Source organism: Pseudomonas hamedanensis (assembly GCF_014268595.2).
Lineage (GTDB): Bacteria > Pseudomonadota > Gammaproteobacteria > Pseudomonadales > Pseudomonadaceae > Aquipseudomonas > Aquipseudomonas hamedanensis.
The window spans coordinates 726073-744402 of record NZ_CP077091.1 but is presented as its reverse complement, the minus strand read 5'-3'; the positions used below and the strand labels follow the sequence as shown (position 1 = coordinate 744402).

15 protein-coding genes and 3 tRNA genes are annotated in these 18330 nt (G+C 60.0%); 9 read left to right on the top strand and 9 right to left on the bottom strand.

The features are described 5' to 3' along the window. Positions 1–9: 9 nt before the first annotated feature. From HU739_RS03295 to HU739_RS03285, 3 genes are read left to right on the top strand one after another with little or no spacing between them, the layout of a single operon-like run. Positions 10–1446 (top strand): TolC family outer membrane protein, encoded by a 1437-nt coding sequence (locus HU739_RS03295; protein ID WP_186546392.1) that lies wholly within the window; start codon positions 10–12, stop codon positions 1444–1446. Further along, the gene (locus tag HU739_RS03290; RefSeq protein ID WP_186546393.1) at positions 1443–3605 is read left to right on the top strand and encodes a type I secretion system permease/ATPase; all 2163 of its coding nucleotides are present in this window, start codon (positions 1443–1445) and stop codon (positions 3603–3605) included. The genes HU739_RS03295 and HU739_RS03290 overlap by 4 nt, the downstream gene beginning before the upstream one ends. Beyond that, complete coding sequence (locus HU739_RS03285) at positions 3602–4798, top strand: HlyD family type I secretion periplasmic adaptor subunit (protein ID WP_407681943.1); 1197 nt, start codon at positions 3602–3604, stop codon at positions 4796–4798. The genes HU739_RS03290 and HU739_RS03285 overlap by 4 nt, the downstream gene beginning before the upstream one ends. Here HU739_RS03285 and HU739_RS03280 read toward each other — a convergent pair whose 3' ends face one another. The 8 genes from HU739_RS03280 to HU739_RS03245 form a co-directional block, all read right to left on the bottom strand. Next, complete coding sequence (locus HU739_RS03280) at positions 4799–5395, bottom strand: trypsin-like peptidase domain-containing protein (protein WP_186546394.1); 597 nt, start codon at positions 5393–5395, stop codon at positions 4799–4801. Positions 5396–5673: 278 nt separating this feature from the next. Next, positions 5674–5760: transfer RNA gene (locus HU739_RS03275), tRNA-Leu, on the bottom strand. Between the two features lie 193 nt (positions 5761–5953). Continuing rightward, positions 5954–6027 (bottom strand) — tRNA-Cys (locus tag HU739_RS03270). 45 nt (positions 6028–6072) lie between these two features. Then, positions 6073–6148 (bottom strand) — tRNA-Gly (locus HU739_RS03265). A gap of 60 nt (positions 6149–6208) precedes the next feature. After that, entirely contained in the window at positions 6209–6769 is a 561-nt protein-coding gene (gene pgsA / locus HU739_RS03260) for a CDP-diacylglycerol--glycerol-3-phosphate 3-phosphatidyltransferase (protein WP_007950102.1), read from the bottom strand. 32 nt (positions 6770–6801) lie between these two features. Further along, entirely contained in the window at positions 6802–8625 is a 1824-nt protein-coding gene (gene uvrC / locus HU739_RS03255; RefSeq protein WP_186546395.1) for an excinuclease ABC subunit UvrC, read from the bottom strand. A gap of 2 nt (positions 8626–8627) precedes the next feature. Further along, on the bottom strand, positions 8628–9269 hold the full coding sequence (gene gacA / locus HU739_RS03250; RefSeq protein ID WP_024012761.1) for a response regulator transcription factor GacA: 642 nt from the start codon (positions 9267–9269) through the stop codon (positions 8628–8630). Positions 9270–9396: 127 nt separating this feature from the next. Further along, positions 9397–9840 carry a GNAT family N-acetyltransferase gene (locus tag HU739_RS03245; protein WP_186546396.1) on the bottom strand — a complete coding sequence of 148 codons (444 nt, stop codon included), beginning with the start codon at positions 9838–9840 and terminating at the stop codon, positions 9397–9399. A gap of 612 nt (positions 9841–10452) precedes the next feature. Here HU739_RS03245 and HU739_RS03240 point away from each other — a divergent pair. Beyond that, positions 10453–11523 (top strand): 3-deoxy-7-phosphoheptulonate synthase, encoded by a 1071-nt coding sequence (locus HU739_RS03240; protein WP_186546397.1) that lies wholly within the window; start codon positions 10453–10455, stop codon positions 11521–11523. Between the two features lie 57 nt (positions 11524–11580). On the opposite strand, the gene HU739_RS03235 is transcribed toward HU739_RS03240, so the two are convergent. Next, positions 11581–12660, bottom strand: coding sequence for a hypothetical protein (locus HU739_RS03235; protein WP_186546398.1), 1080 nt, complete (start codon positions 12658–12660; stop codon positions 11581–11583). Positions 12661–12996: 336 nt separating this feature from the next. Here HU739_RS03235 and HU739_RS03230 point away from each other — a divergent pair, with 336 nt between their 5' ends. The 5 genes from HU739_RS03230 (at position 12997) to HU739_RS03210 (ending at position 18326) form a co-directional block, all read left to right on the top strand. Next, complete coding sequence (locus HU739_RS03230; protein WP_186546399.1) at positions 12997–13866, top strand: esterase/lipase family protein; 870 nt, start codon at positions 12997–12999, stop codon at positions 13864–13866. Between the two features lie 89 nt (positions 13867–13955). Next, positions 13956–14237: a peptidylprolyl isomerase gene (locus tag HU739_RS03225; protein WP_186546400.1), complete on the top strand. Its 282-nt coding sequence runs from the start codon at positions 13956–13958 to the stop codon at positions 14235–14237. Positions 14238–14368: 131 nt separating this feature from the next. Further along, on the top strand, positions 14369–16237 hold the full coding sequence (locus tag HU739_RS03220) for an extracellular solute-binding protein (RefSeq protein ID WP_186546401.1): 1869 nt from the start codon (positions 14369–14371) through the stop codon (positions 16235–16237). Continuing rightward, a complete protein-coding gene (locus tag HU739_RS03215; RefSeq protein WP_186546402.1) occupies positions 16237–17304 on the top strand; it encodes a microcin C ABC transporter permease YejB in 1068 nt (355 codons plus the stop codon). The genes HU739_RS03220 and HU739_RS03215 overlap by 1 nt, the downstream gene beginning before the upstream one ends. After that, entirely contained in the window at positions 17304–18326 is a 1023-nt protein-coding gene (locus HU739_RS03210) for an ABC transporter permease (RefSeq protein ID WP_186546403.1), read from the top strand. Before HU739_RS03215 ends, HU739_RS03210 begins: the two co-directional genes overlap by 1 nt. Positions 18327–18330 lie beyond the last annotated feature (4 nt).

The window sequence follows — 18330 nt, the reverse complement described above, 5'->3', positions numbered from 1 at the left end:
GGGAAGTCTGTGGAGTCAGTTTTTCGCAAGCAATGGCCGGTGGTCGTGTTGACCATCGGCCTCTACCCCGCTTTCACCGTCGGCGTTCGCGCCGACGACAACCTCGACAGCAGCTTGCGCAGCATCAGCCCGTCGCAACTGCAACAACCAGCAGGCAACGACAGTCGTCAGCGCCCTGCCCCTGCTTCCAGGGCGTCCGCCGATGAGCAGGCGCTGGGACTGGAACAAGCGGTCAGGCTGGCCGTGGACTGGCACCCGCGTATCGGCGAGGCCATCGGCACCCTGTTCCAGCAAGGCGAAGGCGTGAATGTCGCCGAATCCGGTTATTACCCACAGGTCACCGGCGGCATCAAAGGTGGTTACACCAGCGGTTACGGCAGCGATGCCGGCAGCCAGTCGGTGAATATTTCCCTCAAGCAGATGCTGTATGACTTCGGCAAGGTGTCCAGCTCGGTCGACGCTGCCCGCGCCCGGGTGGCGCGCAGTCAGGCCGGGATTCTGCTGGCGATCGACGACATTGCCCGCGACACCGCCAAGGCCTACATCGAAGTGCAGCGTTATCAGCGTCTGCTCGACGTTGCCCGCGAGCAGATTCAGGGCATCGGCGGCATTGTCGACCTCGCCAGACAGCGTAACGACATGGGCGCCAGCACCCGTTCCGATGTGGTCCAGGCGCAGTCCCGGGCCGAAGGCGCGACGGCCACGTTGCAGGAGTTCAAAGCGCAATATGCGCGCTGGCAAGCAACCCTGACCAGCCTGCTCGGACGGCGCACGCCGCCGGCAGTGAGCGACGCCGCCGCGTCGACGCTGAGTCAGGCCTGCGATGCTTCGCAAATTTCCGATGCCCTGCCCGCCGTCCTGCAAGCCGCCGCACAACGCACCCAGGCCCAGGCCGAACTGGCGCAGGCAAAAGCCGAAGCCTACCCGACCCTGTCGTTGCAACCCTCGGTCAACCAATACCTGGATGACAATTACGACGACCAGAACTCGCGAGCCGATCGCACTCAGGTCGGGATCTTTCTCAACCTCGAAGTGCCGATTTATCAGGGCGGCGCCATCAGTGCCCGCAGCCGCGCCGCCGGCCATGCGCTGACCGCCGCGGATTCGGCGGAAGATTTCGCCCGACTGCAAGCGCGTCAGGGTCTGGCGGAAGCCCAGGCGCAGACGTCGGGCCTGAACCGCCGGCTGCGCTCGCTGGAATTTCGTCAGACCAGCATCACCGAGGCGCGCATGTTGTATGGCCGCCAATACCTGGAACTGGGCACGCGCCCGCTGCTGGATTTGCTTAACGCCGAGCAGGAAATCCACCAGTCGCGCTTCGATCTGGTCAACACCCAGGCCGATCTGCAACGCCTGCAGATCGACTGCTTCTATAACAGCGGTGCGATTCGCCGGGTCTTCGGCATCGACCACAGCGCCATCCAGAATGTCGAGATACTGCCATGACCGATGCCAGCATCACTGTTCCTGAACCCGCCGCTGCCGAGGCACGAGAAGATTATTCGCCGTGGCTGGAAGCGGTGCTCAAAGTTGCTCGGCACTATCGGCTCGACGTCTCGCCGGAAAGCGTGCGTCTGGCTTCGGTGCACAGCGAAGGCCGCGTCGAAGAAGTGGTCCGACATATGGCGCGTCAGGCCGGTTTGAGCGTGAAATTCGCGGTATTCGACAACAAGAGCCTGAGCCGCTGGCGCACGCCGCTGGTGGTGCAACTGCGCGACGGTCAGGTCGGTGTGCTCGAAAGCATCGGCGAAACCGGCGAGCTGGGGATTTGCTTCAGTGGCGATCAGGGCTTGCAGAGCCGCATGGACACGGCAGCGCTCGCTGAGCAGGCATTGCGCACGGTGATTTTGCGACCGACGCAACCGGTGGCCGACGTGCGCACCAATGACTACATCAAACCCTACGACGAACACTGGTTCCGCCGCATCGTCCTCAGCGACCTGCGGCCCTACAGCCAAGTGATGATCGCCTCGCTGGTGGCGAACCTGCTGGGCATGGCCGGGGTACTGTTTTCAATGCAGGTGTACGACCGGGTGATTCCGGCCGAATCGCTGCCAACTTTGTACGTGTTATTCGGCGGGGTGATGCTCGCCCTGCTGTTCGATTTCGTCATGCGCATTCTGCGTCTGCGCATCACCGATGTGCTGGGCAAGCGCGCCGACCTGCGCGTCTCCGATCTGGTGTTCGGCCACGCCTTGCGCCTGCGCAACTCCGCCCGGCCAAAATCCACCGGCTCGTTCATTTCGCAACTGCGCGAACTGGAGCAGATCCGCGACCTGATCACCTCCAGCACCGCAACGGCGCTGGCCGACATGCCGTTCTTTCTGTTGTTCCTGCTGGTGTTTTATTTGATCGGCGGGCCGCTGGTGCTGATTCCGCTGGTGGCACTGGTGTTCATGTTGTTGCCGGGCATCGTCGCGCAACCGCGGCTGGCCCGACTGGCCAATGCCTCGATGCGCGAAGCGGCGCTGCGCAACGCCATGCTTGTGGAAAGCATCCAGGGCCTCGACGACATCAAGGCGCTGCAAGCCGAGCAGCGTTTCCAGCAACAGTGGAACCAATACAACGCGGCCTCGGCGGACAGCAGCCTGCGTTTGCGCACCTTGACCAACAGCCTGGTGGCCTGGACGCAGAACGTGCAAGGCGGGGTGTTTGCGGTGGTGATCGTGTTCGGCGCGCCGATGGTGATTGCCGGCGATCTGACCACCGGCAGCCTGGTCGCGGCGTCGATTCTGTCGTCGCGGATGATGGGGCCGATGGCGCAACTGACCCACGTCCTCACCCGCTGGCAGCAAGCCAAGGTCGCGCTGGAGGGCTTGAACCGGATCATGCAAATGCCGGTGGATCATCCCGAAGGCAGTCAGCGCGTACACCTGCCGGCGATTCGCGGTGACTACCGCTTGCGTCAGGCCAGTTTTCGCTACAGCGAGGAATCGACGCCAGCGCTGAACGCCATCGACCTGAGCATTCGGCCCGGCGAGCGCATCGCCCTGCTCGGCCGCAACGGCGCCGGCAAGTCGACGTTACTGCAGGCGCTGGGCGGCGCAATGGATTTGAGCAGCGGTGAAACCACGCTGGATGGCATCGCCCTCGCGCATCTCGATCCGGCCGACCTGCGCCGCGATGTCGGCCTGCTGTCGCAACAGGCGCGACTGTTTCACGGCACCCTGCGCGACAACATCACCCTTGGCGCCGGTCAGGCCAGCGATCAGGAGATCATCGCCGCGCTGAGCGTAACCGGCGCCCTCGACTTCGTTCGCCAGTTGCCCAAAGGCATGGACCATCTGGTGCTTGAGGGTGGCCTGGGCCTGTCTGGCGGTCAGCGTCAGAGCCTGTTGCTGTCGCGGTTGTTGATCCGTCAGCCACAAGTGTTGTTGCTGGACGAACCGACGGCCGCGCTCGACGACGTGACCGAGCGTCTGCTGCTGGAAAAACTCGCGACCTGGACCCAGGGCCGGACACTGGTGGTCGCCACGCACCGGGTCAGTGTGCTGCAACTGGTCGAGCGGATCATCGTCCTCGACAACGGGCGCATCGTCATTGACGACCATCGCGACGCAGCACTCGCGCGGTTGCGTGCACCGGGCAAGGGAGTAGCGGTATGAAATCGACCATGACCGACGTACCGGACCCGATGTCCTACCTTGACGGCCGCGATGAGCGTGCGATTGCCGGTGGCGCAAAGGTGATTTGGGGGTGTGCGCTGATGCTCGCCTGTTTCATTGCCTGGGCGGCGTGGTTTGAGATCGTCGAGGTCTCGACCGGCACCGGCAAAGTGGTGCCGAGCTCGCGCGAACAGGTGATTCAGTCGATGGAGGGCGGCATCCTTGAGCAGCTCAACGTCAGCGAAGGCGCTTTGGTCGAGCGCGGCCAGATCCTCGCCCAGCTCGACCCGGTGAAGAACCAGTCCAACGTCGGCGAAAGCGCGGCCAAGTACCGCGCGGCACTGGCGAGCGTCAATCGCTTGCAAGCCGAGGTCAGTGAAAAGCCGCTGGCGTTCGATCCATCGTTGCAAGCGTTCCCCGAGCTGATCCGCGCCGAAACCGAGCTCTACCAGACCCGTCGCAAAGGCCTGGCGGAAACCCTCGACGGTATTCAAAGCTCATTGAAATTGGTGCGCAGCGAACTGGCAATCACCGAGAATCTGGCGAAGATCGGCGCCTCAAGTCGGGTCGAAGTGTTGCGCCTGACCCGCCAGCGTTCTGAGCTGGAACTGAAGGCCACCGAAGCGCGTTCCGATTACATGGTCCGCGCCCGTGAAGATCTGGCCAAAGCCAACGCCGAAGCGCAGATGCTCGAAGCGGTGATCCGTGGTCGCACCGATTCGCTGTCGCGCCTGACCCTGCGCTCGCCGGTGCGTGGCATCGTCAAGGACATCGAGGTCAGCACGATTGGCGGCGTGATCGCGCCCAATGGTCAAGTCATGCAGATCGTGCCGCTCGATGAACAACTGCTGATCGAGACGCGCATCTCGCCACGTGACATCGCCTTTATTCACCCCGGACAGGCGGCGAAAGTCAAAATCACCGCCTATGACTATTCGATCTACGGCAGCCTCGACGGCGAAGTAGTGACGATCTCGCCGGACACCCTCCAGGACGAAGCCAAACCGGAAATCTTCTACTACCGCGTGTTCATCCGCACCGCGTCGGACGAACTGCGCAACAAGGCCGGCAAACGCTTCGCCATCGTGCCCGGGATGATCGCCACGGTTGACATTCGCACCGGCGAAAAAACCGTACTCGACTACCTGATCAAACCGCTCAACCGCGCGCGCGAAGCGTTGCGCGAACGCTGATCAGCGGCTGGCGAACTTGGTGGCCGGCGGCACCGTCGGGGTGATGCTGGCCAAGTAGCGCGACCATTCGCGATTGATCTCCGCGTAGGGCAGAAAAATGCTTACGCGCGGCTGATCCAGCAAATCCTGGCGCTTAAGCCGGCTGACATCGTCACGGGTCAGAAACGCGACGTTGATGCCTACGACTTTGCCATCAGCGGAAAACACCGGGCCGCCAGACATGCCTTTCGCCAACGCGCCATTGTGGGTGCCGTAAAGCACGTTGCCCTCTTTGACGTCGAGGCGAACCATGGCCGGCAAAGCCTGGCCGCTGCCCTTGACCGACATGTACAACGAATTGAACCCCACCGAGGTCAGCTCTTCGCCAGGCTTGTAACCGCGCCATGCCGGCACACTGCTGGCCTTGTGGCGGAAGAACTGCACGTCCGCCTGCCCCTTGAACACCGCGCCCGACAAATAAGGAATGTGCTTCACCGTGACGGCAAAATCTTCATTCCATTGCACAGCCGAACCCATCAGCACGTAAGGCAAAGGCGCGCCGGAGTGAACGACAAAGGCTTGGTCTAAAACAGGATCCTGAACGAAAGCGACTGGCATTCCATTGCACCCGCTGAGCAGCAACGACGCTGCAACAACTGACTTGAGGGGGCGCATGTCTGGTACATCGTAAAGTGGGGAAAGGAGCTGCAATATGTCATTGCGCCATCACCTAAAGCAATAGACTAAGCCTACCGCTTGTCGACAGACGATAAAGTGAGCTAATTGGATCCAGAACACTGGACAGGTGATTGGTGGCCGTAAAGCGATGAACACTCAGCCCAGAAACGAAAAAAGGGTTTGCATCGGCTTTCGCCTGCAAACCCTTGTTTCAAAGATGGTGCCCGAAGCCGGAATCGAACCGGCACGCCCTTACGAGCGGGGGATTTTAAGTCCCATGCGTCTACCAGTTTCGCCATTCGGGCGGTAGCGCGGTACTGCTTTGCTTCACGGTCGGTAGCGATCCTGACAGGATCCTGCCGGACAGCAGTGCGGGAAATATATACATCACTCCCCGGTGAAGCAAGTTCGCAATGGCTGTATTTCAAGACAAGGTCTTGCAACGCACCGCAAATAAAAAAGCTCCGTAAATCATGGATCTACGGAGCTTGTTTAAAGTGGAGGCCGAGGTCGGAATCGAACCGGCGTAGGTGGATTTGCAATCCACTGCATAACCATTTTGCTACTCGGCCTCAAAGCATCTGCTGTCAGTAGCGCAACAACAGACACGTACAAATTGGAGCGGGAAACGAGACTCGAACTCGCGACCCCGACCTTGGCAAGGTCGTGCTCTACCAACTGAGCTATTCCCGCTTGGTGTGGCGCATTCTATAGAATTAAGAAGCCCCGTCAACCCCTTGATTCGAAAAAGTTTTATTTCTTTTCAACATCAGTCTTCAGATGCGGCCAGGCCGCGCGAAGGTATTGCACCATCGACCACAAGGTCAGGCCGGCGGACACCATCAACAGTGCGTAACCCAGAATAACCCAGAAGCTGAAATCCTTCGGATTGGCCAGCAGGATCACCAGCGCGAGCATCTGCGCGGCAGTTTTCCACTTGCCCAGGTTCGAGACGGCTACATGTGCACGGGCGCCGAGTTCGGCCATCCATTCACGCAGTGCCGACACCACAATCTCGCGACCGATGATGACTGCCGCTGGCAATGTGAGCCACAGATTGCCGTGCTCCTGCACCAGCAACACCAGTGCAACGGCGACCATCAATTTGTCGGCGACCGGATCGAGAAACGCACCAAACGGTGTGCTTTGCTCAAGACGACGGGCCAGATAACCGTCCAGCCAGTCGGTTGCCGCCGCGAAGGCAAACACCGAAGCGGAGGCCATGTAACTCCATTGGTACGGCAGGTAAAACAGCAAAATGAAGATCGGGATAAGCAGGACGCGTAGAACGGTAATCAGATTAGGGATATTCATCGGCACAACTGGCTACGAGGTGAAGGGGCATTCTACTCGCTATGCAGGTTCGCATAAATCGACTCTGCGAGCTTTTTACTGATCCCCGGGGCTTTGGCGATCTCTTCGATGCTTGCACGAGACAGCTCCTGCAATCCACCAAAATGTTTCAACAGGTCACGGCGGCGGGTTGGACCGACCCCCGCCACCCCTTCCAGCGTTGACGTGCGGCGGGTCTTGCCGCGGCGGGCGCGGTGCCCGGTAATAGCGAAGCGGTGGGCCTCGTCACGGATCTGCTGGATCAGGTGCAGGGCCGGTGAGTCGCCGCGCAGGGTGAACTCGTGCGCTGCATCATTCAGATACAACGTTTCGAAGCCGGCCTTGCGCGTTGCGCCCTTGGCCACGCCCAACAGGATCAGATCCGGCACGGCCAGTTCGTTGAGCACGTCACGGGCCATTGACAACTGGCCCTTGCCACCATCGACCAGCAGGATGTCGGGCAACTTGCCCTCGCCGTCCTTTAGCTTGCTGAAGCGCCGAGTCAGCGCCTGGTGCATGGCCGCATAATCGTCACCCGCCGTTACACCTTCGATGTTATAGCGGCGGTAATCCGACTTGATCGCGCCTTCAGGCCCGAACACCACGCAGGACGCGACGGTGGCCTCGCCGCTGGAGTGACTGATGTCATAGCATTCCAGGCGTTGCGGCGGCTCGTCCAGATTGAGTACCTCGGCCAGCGCTTCGAAACGTGCGGCGGTGTGCTGTCGGTTCGCCAGGCGCGCGCCCAGCGCCTGTTCAGCGTTGGTCACGGCCAATTGCTGCCAGCGCGCCCGCGTGCCACGCACCCGGTGACTGATGGCCAGCTCGCGCCCCCGCAACTCGTGGATCGCTTCGATCAGCGTCGGGAAATCTTCGTGCACCACATTGACAATCAATTCGCTCGGCAGATCGCGCTCGGGACTGCTGATGTAGTACTGGCCGAGGAAGGCTGCCATCACTTCAGAGACGTCTTCTTCAATCCCGACCTGCGGGAAGAAGTTCTTGCTGCCCAGCACCCGGCCACCGCGCACGCTGATCAAATGCACACAGGCGCCGCCCGGGTTGACGAACGCTGCGATGACATCGATCTCGCCCGTGCCGCCCTCCATGCTTTGTTGATCCTGTACGCGCCGCAGCAACGCGATCTGGTCGCGCAGTTCGGCTGCCCGCTCAAATTCGAGATTGACCGCAGCCTCCTCCATCGCGGTAGACAGCTCATTGGTCAGCGCATGGCTGCGTCCTTCAAGGAACATCACCGAGTGGCGCACGTCTTCGGCATAAACTTCAGGTTCGACCAGCCCCACACAAGGCGCCTTGCAGCGCTTGATCTGAAACTGCAGGCACGGGCGAGTACGGTTTTTGTAATAACTGTCTTCGCATTGGCGCACGAAAAAGGTTTTTTGCAAGAGGCTGAGACTTTCGCGAATGGCGCCGGCGCTGGGATAAGGCCCGAAGTACTTGCCCTTGGCTTTTTTGGCCCCGCGATGAATGCTCAGCCGCGGAAACTGGCCGTCGGACAGAAACACGTAGGGGTAGGACTTATCGTCGCGCAACAGAATGTTGTACGGCGGTCGCCATTCCTTGATCAGCGTCTGCTCAAGCAGCAGCGCTTCAGTCTCGTTGGCGGTGATGGTCGTTTCGACCTGGGCGATACGGCCGACCAGCGCGGCAGTTTTCGGCGCCAGCCCGGTCTTGCGGAAATAACTGGCCAGCCGCTTCTTGAGGTTTTTCGCCTTGCCCACGTACAGCAGGCGCGCCTCGCTGTCGAACATGCGGTAAACGCCAGGGCGTCCGCTGACGGTCGATAGAAAAGCGCCGGAATCGAATGCTTCAGTCATGGTCAGGCGCTGGCATCCACCATGCCGTGACGAACCGCGAGGAGTGTCAACTCGACGTCGCTGCTGATCGAGAGCTTCTCGAAAATACGATAACGGTAGGTGTTCACGGTTTTTGGCGACAGACACAACTTGTCGGAGATGATCTGCACCTTTTGGCAACCGACGATCATCAGCGCGATCTGAATCTCACGCTCGGACAAGGCGTCGAACGGTGAATCATTGGTCGGCTGAAAGGATTTGATCGCCAACTGCTGGGCGATCTGCGGGCTGATGTAGCGCTGGCCGGCGAAGACCAGGCGAATAGCCTGCACCATTTCCGGCAAACCTGCCCCTTTGGTCAGATAGCCAGCGGCCCCGGCCTGGAGCAATCGCGTGGGAAACGGGTCTTCTTCGCACACCGTCACGGCAACCACTTTGATATCCGGATGGCTGCGCAATAGCTTACGCGTGGCTTCCAGTCCGCCGATGCCGGGCATCTTGACGTCCATCAGCACCACGTCAGGCTTTAATTCTCGCGCCTTGATCAGGGACTCTTCACCTGATTCAGCCTGACCCACCACCTGCAGGCCATCGATATCGGCCAGCATTCGTGTAATGCCTGTACGAACGAGATCATGGTCATCGACCACTAGCACCCTAATCAAGCAGACACCTCGCGATATGGTCTTATTGGGTTGCCGGACACCTTAGCAAAAAGTGCCTGACAGACCTAGCATCAAGCTGCATTTAAAAAGTTTCAATTCATCATCCGGAGCTTGCCCGGCGCGGGTTTCAGCGCACAGGTGTACTTAAATCCAGCTGCATCCTCAGAAAACACTCGTCCCTGCCCTGCACCCGCAGTCCCTTGCGCCAATACAACCGTTGCGCCGGATTAGTCTCGAACACGGTGAGACGCACGGCCGGGCGTCTTGCCTGACGTGCCATGTCGATAACCTGATCAATCGCCCAGGAACCGGCACCGCGCCCTTGATAATCCTCGGCAATCTGCAACTCGCGAATGTACAGCGCCCGCGCATCCTGGCTGAGGCTGAAAAAACCGATCGGCATACCCGCCAAGAGGATCAGCCAGTTTTCGCGACCGCTCCACCCGGCATCGAACGCCGCGTCCTGCCACAACAAATCGTAGTCAATGTAATAGCGCAGCATGTTCGCGCACGTCAGGTCGCGCGCAAAACCAAGGTCATCTTCAGTGGCGCGACGTATCTGGAAGCTCATTCACCCCTCCTGCCTGGATAAACGCGGAGTGTGTCACAACCTTTGCGCGCTCGAGTGATAGGCGTTTTACTCGGCGGGCGATAGCATTTTCTGATTGCTGATGCGTACAGGCCTCTAGTAAGCTCGGCGCATTCATTGGAGACAGACCATGTTCAACGCCCCTTCACAGCTATCGATCGCCAGCGCACCGCGCTCGGTTGCGGCTGTCCGGGTGAATGACGCCTGCGCTCCCGTGAGCTTTTATTTTGGGTATTGGTTTAGCCACTGGCGCGCCTGATACCCACACGGCGCCCAAGACAACGGGTCGCCAACCAGAGATTTTCTCAACCCCCGGTCGGCCTCCCGACCGGGGGTTTTGTTTTTTTCAGAACCCGTTTTTCAGCAGCACACCAGACACCTTGAGGATCAAACCATGAACTACGCCACTTATTACCGTTACGACAGCTTTAGCGCCTGGCGATTTACCAGCCTCCGCTCGGGACAGCCTGCCGCCTCCGATCGGTCACCCACAGGTGGCAAACACGCAGTCGTGGCCAGTACGGCCAATTGTCGAACACCCCAGTAGGGTCGAGTGCGCGGGAAGCCCCCGCCACTGGCCCAGGAAGACCGAATATGAACTCGTCCGTTTCCGCTTTGCCGCTGTCCTCCCTCAATTGCGCCAACGAAGCACTGACCGTGCGGCTGCCCAGCTCGTTGCAACTCAAGCAGCAATTGCCGTTGAGCACCGCCTTGAGCCAGCAAGTCACTGCTCATCGCCAGGCCGTTCGCGCGATCCTCAACGGCGAAGATCAGCGCCTGTTGGTTGTCGTAGGCCCCTGCTCCATCCACGATCCTCAGTCCGCGCTTGAATACGCCAGCCAGCTCGCCGGCCTCGCCAATGACGTCAGCAGCGAAATGCTGTTGGTGATGCGTGCCTACATTGAAAAGCCACGCACGACCGTCGGCTGGAAGGGCCTGGCCTACGATCCGCATCTGGACGGCAGTGACGACATGGCCGCTGGCTTGAACCTGTCGCGCGAACTGATGCTGGAAATGATCCGTCTCGGCTTGCCGATCGCCACGGAACTGTTGCAACCAATGGCCGCCCACTACTTCGACGACCTGCTGAGCTGGGTTGCGATTGGCGCGCGCACGACCGAATCGCAGATACACCGAGAAATGGCCAGCGGCCTGAACCTGCCGGTGGGTTTCAAAAACGGTACCGATGGCGGCGCAGCGGTAGCCGTCGATGCAATGCGTTCTGCCGCCCATGCGCATCGGCACTTCGGCGTCGACAGCCAGGGCCACCCGGCGATTATTCAAACCCCCGGCAACCCCGACACGCATCTGGTCTTGCGCGGAGGCCATCACGGCCCCAACTACGATGAAACGAGCGTCGCCAGCATCAACGCCGAGCTGAAACGCGTGAAGATCCCCAGCCGAATGATGGTCGATTGCAGCCATGCCAACAGCGGCAAGGACCCGTTACGTCAACCGGCGGTATTCAACGATGTGCTTGAACAGCGGCTGCGCGGCGATCATTCGCTTATCGGCATGATGCTCGAATCTCATCTGTTCGAAGGTTGCCAGCCACTGAGCGCATCGCTGCGCTACGGGGTTTCGATTACCGATGGCTGCCTTGGCTTCGAGGCAACCGAGCGCTTGTTGCTTGATGCCGCCCGGCGCCTCGCTTCGCACCGCTGACGCAGCAGTCCTATCGCCCGCCGCTTTCAAATGAAACCGGCGGGCGTTGCGCCCAGGCTACGCCTCTACCCTCAGGTGTCTCACCGCCGAGCGCTGACTGACATCATCCAGACGCTCGACTGTGTAGGCAATCCGCACGGTGGTCCCCTGGTGCTCGCGCCAGAACCGGTGGGGCACGATGAATATCAGCGGCTGACCGGCCGAATCCCGGGTAATTTCCCGATCATCGCGATGATTGAAGAGATCGCCGTCGCACTTGAGATAAACCAGCTCATCTTCCTGCGCTTGCGCATTGGCGATTTCGACAGTAATGCCATCCGTCGAATCCGCTACCGAGAGCACATCGTCGACGGCTTCAAGCACCTCCGGAGCCTCCAGCTCGCCGCGCAAAAGCGGACCGATGAAGACACTGGCAGGGTCTGACAATCGAACCGCGCCGCACGCTGATTCGACACGATAATCCACGCTGACGTGATCGCCACGGTGCGCCTCGATGTACCGAGCCGGAATCCAGAACGACAACATGTCGCCGACAGCAAATGCCTCCACGGACAGCGCATCGGTGAACGCTTCTGATGACTGGGTGCCACGCCACGCCATCAGTACCCGGTCGCCCGCGGACATTCGCGCATAAGGTTGCAATGTGACCAGCACACCCTCCTCGACGCGTGAGGGATCCAGCGTTCCGCCCACCATGTTTTCAATATGCGGTGCCAACAGCCGCGTCCGGACGTCGCCGACAGACAATTGCAGGCGCCCGGATTCAAGCGGTGCTGGCAGGTCGGCGCTCAGCAGTGTCCAGAAAACCTGCAGCGACCCGCCATCGAGCGCGGCCACGTGCATGCCCTTGATAACGAACACGAGGTCCTGGCCCACCAAGGCTTCGCTGACAAACCGGACCCTCTCGTGCTGGTAGGCAAAGCCTTCGATGTCCAGGCCCTCCCAATAAAGACGCACCTGATCTCCACAAGCCATGCCGGCATAGGCGGCGACACGGACCACGACCCTGGCCAAGGCGGGATCGAGCACATCGCCTTGCAGTCCGGCAATCACCGGTGCCGGCAACGCCTCCGGCGCTGGGCGGACATTGTTCGAGTGGCATGTGTAATAGCAAAAGCCAACTTCGTGATGAGTCATTCTCGGCTCCATTCCCTGGATAACGTAGCGCCCTCATGGGCGATATCGACACTATGCATTGAACGCTTTGCACGTGGTTTTTAATGTCAGCGCGATACGTCGCGAGTCCAGCGCAAAGGCTACGAGCCGAGTAGGCAAGCAAGCCAAAATGGGTCTCATTGAGGTTTAAGACGTCCAGATATTCCGACTTGGATTTCATGGAGATCCGAAACGTCTTACGTGCCCTAGTCCAGTTTCAACATAAACATGAAGCCTCTTCGTACTTCTTCAATCCAAAGGGTGTTTTAGAGTGGCCAGCAGATTTCCCCGATGAACCACTTCGAAAAAGGTAAGAACATGCAACGGAATGCTCCGACTCGTTACCCCATCCTGCTGGTACACGGTCTGTTCGGGTTCGAACGGATAGGCCATTTCGAGCTGTTTCATGACGTCAAGGACGCCTTGAAAGCAGTCGGCAACCGAGTGTTTGTTCCGCACCTGTCCGCCACCCACAACAACGAAACGCGAGGCGAACAGCTGCTGACTCAGATCGCCTGTGTGCTGCGAGGCACAGGCGCAGAAAAAGTCAATCTCATTGGGCACAGTCAGGGCGCGTTGGCGGCTCGCTACGCTGCGGCGGTTACCCCAGACAGCGTCGCATCAGTGACGTCGGTGAGCGGCCCGAACCACGGCTCGGAGCTGGCGGATTTTCTGCGCAAGGCGCTGATTCCCGGCAAATTGCCGGAAGCGGTGGCCCAGAATGTGGCGACACAGTTCGCCGACTTCCTGTCGCTGCTCAGTGGGACCACGGCGTTGCCGCAGAGCGCGGTGGCGGCACTCAATGCGCTGACCACGGAAGGTGTCGGCGCATTTAATGACAAATACCCGCAAGGATTGCCCGACACGTGGGGAGGACATGGCCCGGCCAAGGTCAACGGTGTGCACTATTACTCCTGGAGCGGCGTGCTACCCAGCCAGCAGATGCCGACACTGGATCCGGTTCAAGGCATGTGCCAGGTACTGGCGCACTACTTCACCACCGAGCCGCAACAGAATGACGGCTTCGTCGGTCGCTTCAGCTCTCATCTGGGACAGGTGATTCGTTCCGACTATTCACTGGATCACTTGGCCAGCCTGCGTCGTCCCGACACCGCCACGGGCTCCTCGCCCGACCCGATCGAGCTGTACGTCGAGCATGCCGAGCGCTTGCGGACTGCCGGCCTGTGAACGAGACGCGGACGGAACTTTGCCAAGAATTCGTCCCCTGATTGCGGTAGGCTCCGCACTTTACTGATAAATGATTGGAGAGTTTTCCCATGGCTAAAGCCACTGCCCGCCACATCCTGGTTTCCAGCGAAGACAAGTGCAACGAACTCAAGGCCCAGATTGAAGGCGGTGCCGACTTCGCCGAAGTCGCCAAAACCAACTCCAGCTGCCCGTCCAGCCGTCAGGGCGGCGACCTGGGTTCGTTCGGTCCTGGCCAGATGGTCAAGGAGTTCGACACCGTGGTGTTCAGCGCACCGATCAATGTCGTACAAGGCCCGGTGAAAACCCAGTTCGGTTATCACCTGCTGGAAGTGACCAGCCGTCAGGACTGATGTTGAACTGATTGCGCGCAACGGCCCGCCCCTTGGTGGGCCGTTGTGTTTCAGTTACACATGCGACTGGCGACTGGCGCGCCTCTCGCGTACAACTTGCGCTTATCGATTTCCCGGTTCCAAGGCTGACGATGCGACTGGTTTTCCCGACATTGATGCTCACCGCCCTCGCACTCTTTTCGAGTGTCGCCAGCGTGAACGCTGCCCCACAACACGCGTTGACCGTATACGGCGAGCCCGCCAAATATCCTGCCGGGTTCAGCCACTTCGACTACACCAATCCGCAAGCGCCGAAAGGCGGCACGATGCGCCGCTCGGCACTGGAGATCGGCCACTTCGACCATCTGCTGCCCTATATAGACAAAGGCATCGGCGTTACCCAGATCGACGGTCTGCTGTATTCGCCACTCGCCCAGCGCTCGCTGGACGAGCCGTACACCGTCTACGGTCTGGTGGCGCAGAAGATGGAGCGTTCAGACGATGGCCTGTCGCTGCGCTTCTTCATCAACCCCAAGGCGCGTTTTGCCGACGGCAAGCCGATCACCGCCGAGGACGTGCGCTATACCTATGACCTGCTGATTACCCAGGGCAGCTTGCGTTATCGCACCCAGTTTGCCGACGTCAATGGCGTCGAAATCGAGGCGCCGCTGATTGTGCGCTTCGACTTCAAAAGCAACGAAAACCGCACCCTGCCGCTCGATATAGCAACCCTGCCGGTACTCCCGGAGCATTGGTGGAAGCACCGCGACTTCGCCGGCGGCGGAGGTTATGAACCCCCGTTGGGCAGCGGGCCATATCGGGTGGGCAAAGTCGATTCCGGGCGCAGTATCACCTTCGAGCGCAACCCCGACTGGTGGGGCAAAGACCTGCCGGTCAGTCGCGGTTTGTACAACTTCGACCACTTCAGCATCGAGTACTTCGGCGATACCGACGTCGCCCGCCAGGTTTTGCGTGGTGGCGCGTACGACTACAACCGCGAATTCTCCGCCACCGGTTACTCGATCGGCTATGACAGCCCGGCCTTGAGTGACGGTCGCTTGCAAAAGGCGCATCTGGCCACCGAGGCACCACAGTCGGCGCAGGGTTTTGTGTTCAATCTGCAAAAACCGATGTTCCAGGATCGCCGCGTGCGTCAGGCGCTGGCAATGCTGTGGGATTTCGAATGGAGCAACCGGCAGATGATGCGCAATCTGTACATTCGCCAGCAGAGCTATTTTTCCAACACCGCCCTCGCCGCCCGGGAACTGCCCGACGCAGCGGAACTGAAAATCCTCGAACCGCTGCGCGGCCAGGTGCCTGACGAAGTCTTCAGCAAGGTCTTCGAAGCCGCGAAGACCGATGGCAGCGGCATCATCCGTGACAAACAACTGCAAGCCCTCGAGCTGCTTGAGCAGGCCGGCTGGAAGCCCGACGGCGATCAACTGGTCAATGCCGACGGCGAGCCGCTGAGCTTCACTTTTCTGGTCAGCCAGAACGGCATGGACCGCCTGTTGCTACCCTACAAGCGCACGCTGAAACAGATCGGAATTGACCTCAACATCCGCCGGATCGACTCCTCGCAATACGTCAACCGACTGATGAGCCGCGATTACGACATGATCGTCACGGGCTATCCCGTGTCGACGTCACCGGGCGGCGAGTTGCTCAACTACTTCGGCTCGGTGTCGGCGAACGATCCGGGGGCCAACAACTACATGGTGCTGAAAAACCCCGCCGTCGATACCCTGATCAACGGCCTGATACGCGCATCGACCCAATCCGGCATGCTTCACTATGCCCATGCGCTGGACCGGGTCCTGCAGTGGAATTACTACTGGATTCCCAACTACTACCCGCCCGGTTCCTCGACGGTCTGGTGGAACCGCTTCGGCATCCCGTCGGTTCAGGCCAGCAATGACGAAGCCATCGAGAGCTGGTGGGAAATCAGCACCACAGCGCTGACTAACCAGCAGATGACCGCCGAGAAAATCGCTCGCGGCAGACCCGGAGGGCCGCGCTGATGTGGGCTTACATTCTGCGGCGTCTGCTGCTGATCATCCCGACACTGGTGATCATCCTGCTGGTCAATTTTGTGATTATTCAAGCCGCGCCCGGCGGCCCGGTCGAGCAGGCCATCGCCCACCTGCAAGGCATCGGCGGGGCCGGGACCAGTGTCGGCGGTGGCGCGAGCGAAACCCTCAGCGGCACGTCCCGCGCCAGTCGAGGCCTGGACCCGCAACTGATCAAGGACATTGAAAAACAGTACGGCTTCGATAAACCGGCCCACGAACGCCTGTGGCTGATGCTGAAAAACTATGCGCAACTGGACTTCGGCAAAAGCTTCTTTCGTGGTGCCACGGTGACCGATCTGATCCTGGAAAAGATGCCGGTGACGATTTCCCTCGGCCTTTGGGCGACCCTGATCACCTATCTGGTGTCGATTCCGCTGGGCATCCGCAAGGCCGTGCACCATGGCAGTCATTTCGATATCTGGAGCAGCACGGCGATCATCATCGGTTATGCGATGCCGGCTTTCCTGTTTGCGATGTTCCTGATTGTGGTGTTCGCCGGTGGCACCTCGCTGAACTGGTTTCCGGTGCGCGGCCTGGTCTCGGACAACTTCGAGTCACTGTCGACGCTGGGCAAGATCGCCGACTACTTCTGGCATCTGGTGTTGCCAGTGACGGCGTTGGTGATCGGCGGATTTGCCACGCTGACGATCCTGACGAAGAACTCGTTTCTGAATGAAATCACTCGCCAGTATGTGGTGACCGCAAGAGCCAAAGGCCTGAGCGAGCGTCGCGTTCTGTACGGGCATGTGTTTCGCAATGCAATGCTGCTGGTGATATCAGGCCTGCCCCAGGCTTTTATCAGCGTGTTCTTTGCCGGCTCATTGCTGATCGAAGTGATTTTCTCCCTCGACGGTCTCGGACGCATGAGCTACGAAGCGGCGGTGTCGCGCGATTATCCCGTGGTGTTCGGCTCACTGTTCATCTTCACCTTGTTCGGCCTTTTGATAAAACTGATCGGCGACCTCTGCTACACACTGGTGGACCCGCGTATCGACTTCGCTGCGAGGAACGCCTGATGTTCAAGCTTTCCCCGCTGGGCCGTCGACGCTTTGAGCGTTTCAAGAAAAACCGCCGCGGATGGTGGTCGCTGTGGCTGTTTATCGGACTGTTTGTCATGACGCTGGGCGGTGAGTTGATCGCCAACGACAAGCCGCTGATGGTCAGCTATCAGGGCCAGTGGTATTTCCCGGTGTTCAAACGCCACACCGAGCAGGCGTTCGGCGGGCAACTGCCGTTCCAGGCCGATTACCGCAGCGACTATGTGCAGAACCTGATCCGCAAGGACGGTGGCTGGCTGCTGTTTCCACCGATTCCGTTCAGTGACGACACCCCCAATTACGACTTGAACAAACCGGCGCCGAGTCCTCCGACATCGGTCAACTGGCTGGGGACCGACGACCAGGCGCGCGACGTGTTGGCACGGGTGATCTTCGGCGCGCGGGTTTCGATCCTGTTTGCCTTGTTGCTGACGTTGGTCAGCGCGCTGATCGGTATCGGCGCCGGGGCGCTGCAAGGCTATTACGGCGGTTGGGTCGACCTGCTCGGCCAGCGTGTGCTTGAGGTCTGGTCGGGACTGCCGGTGCTGTATCTGCTGATCATCCTCTCGGGTTTTGTCGAACCCAATTTCTGGTGGCTGCTCGGGATCATGGCGCTGTTTTCATGGTTGGCCCTGGTGGATGTGGTGCGCGCCGAATTCCTGCGCGGGCGCAACCTGGAATATGTCAAAGCGGCGCGCGCATTAGGCCTGACGGACCGCAAGGTCATTTTTCGGCACATCCTGCCCAATGCCATGAACGCGACGCTGAGCTATCTGCCGTTCATTCTGACCGGGGCGATCTCGACCCTGACTGCACTGGACTTCCTCGGCTTCGGCATGCCCGCCGGCAGCGCCTCGCTGGGTGAACTCATCGCCCAAGGCAAACAGAATCTGCAAGCGCCATGGCTCGGGCTGACTGCGTTTTTCACCCTGGCACTGATTCTTTCCCTGTTGGTTTTCATCGGCGAAGCGTTACGTGACGCTTTCGACCCTCGATCCTGAAGCG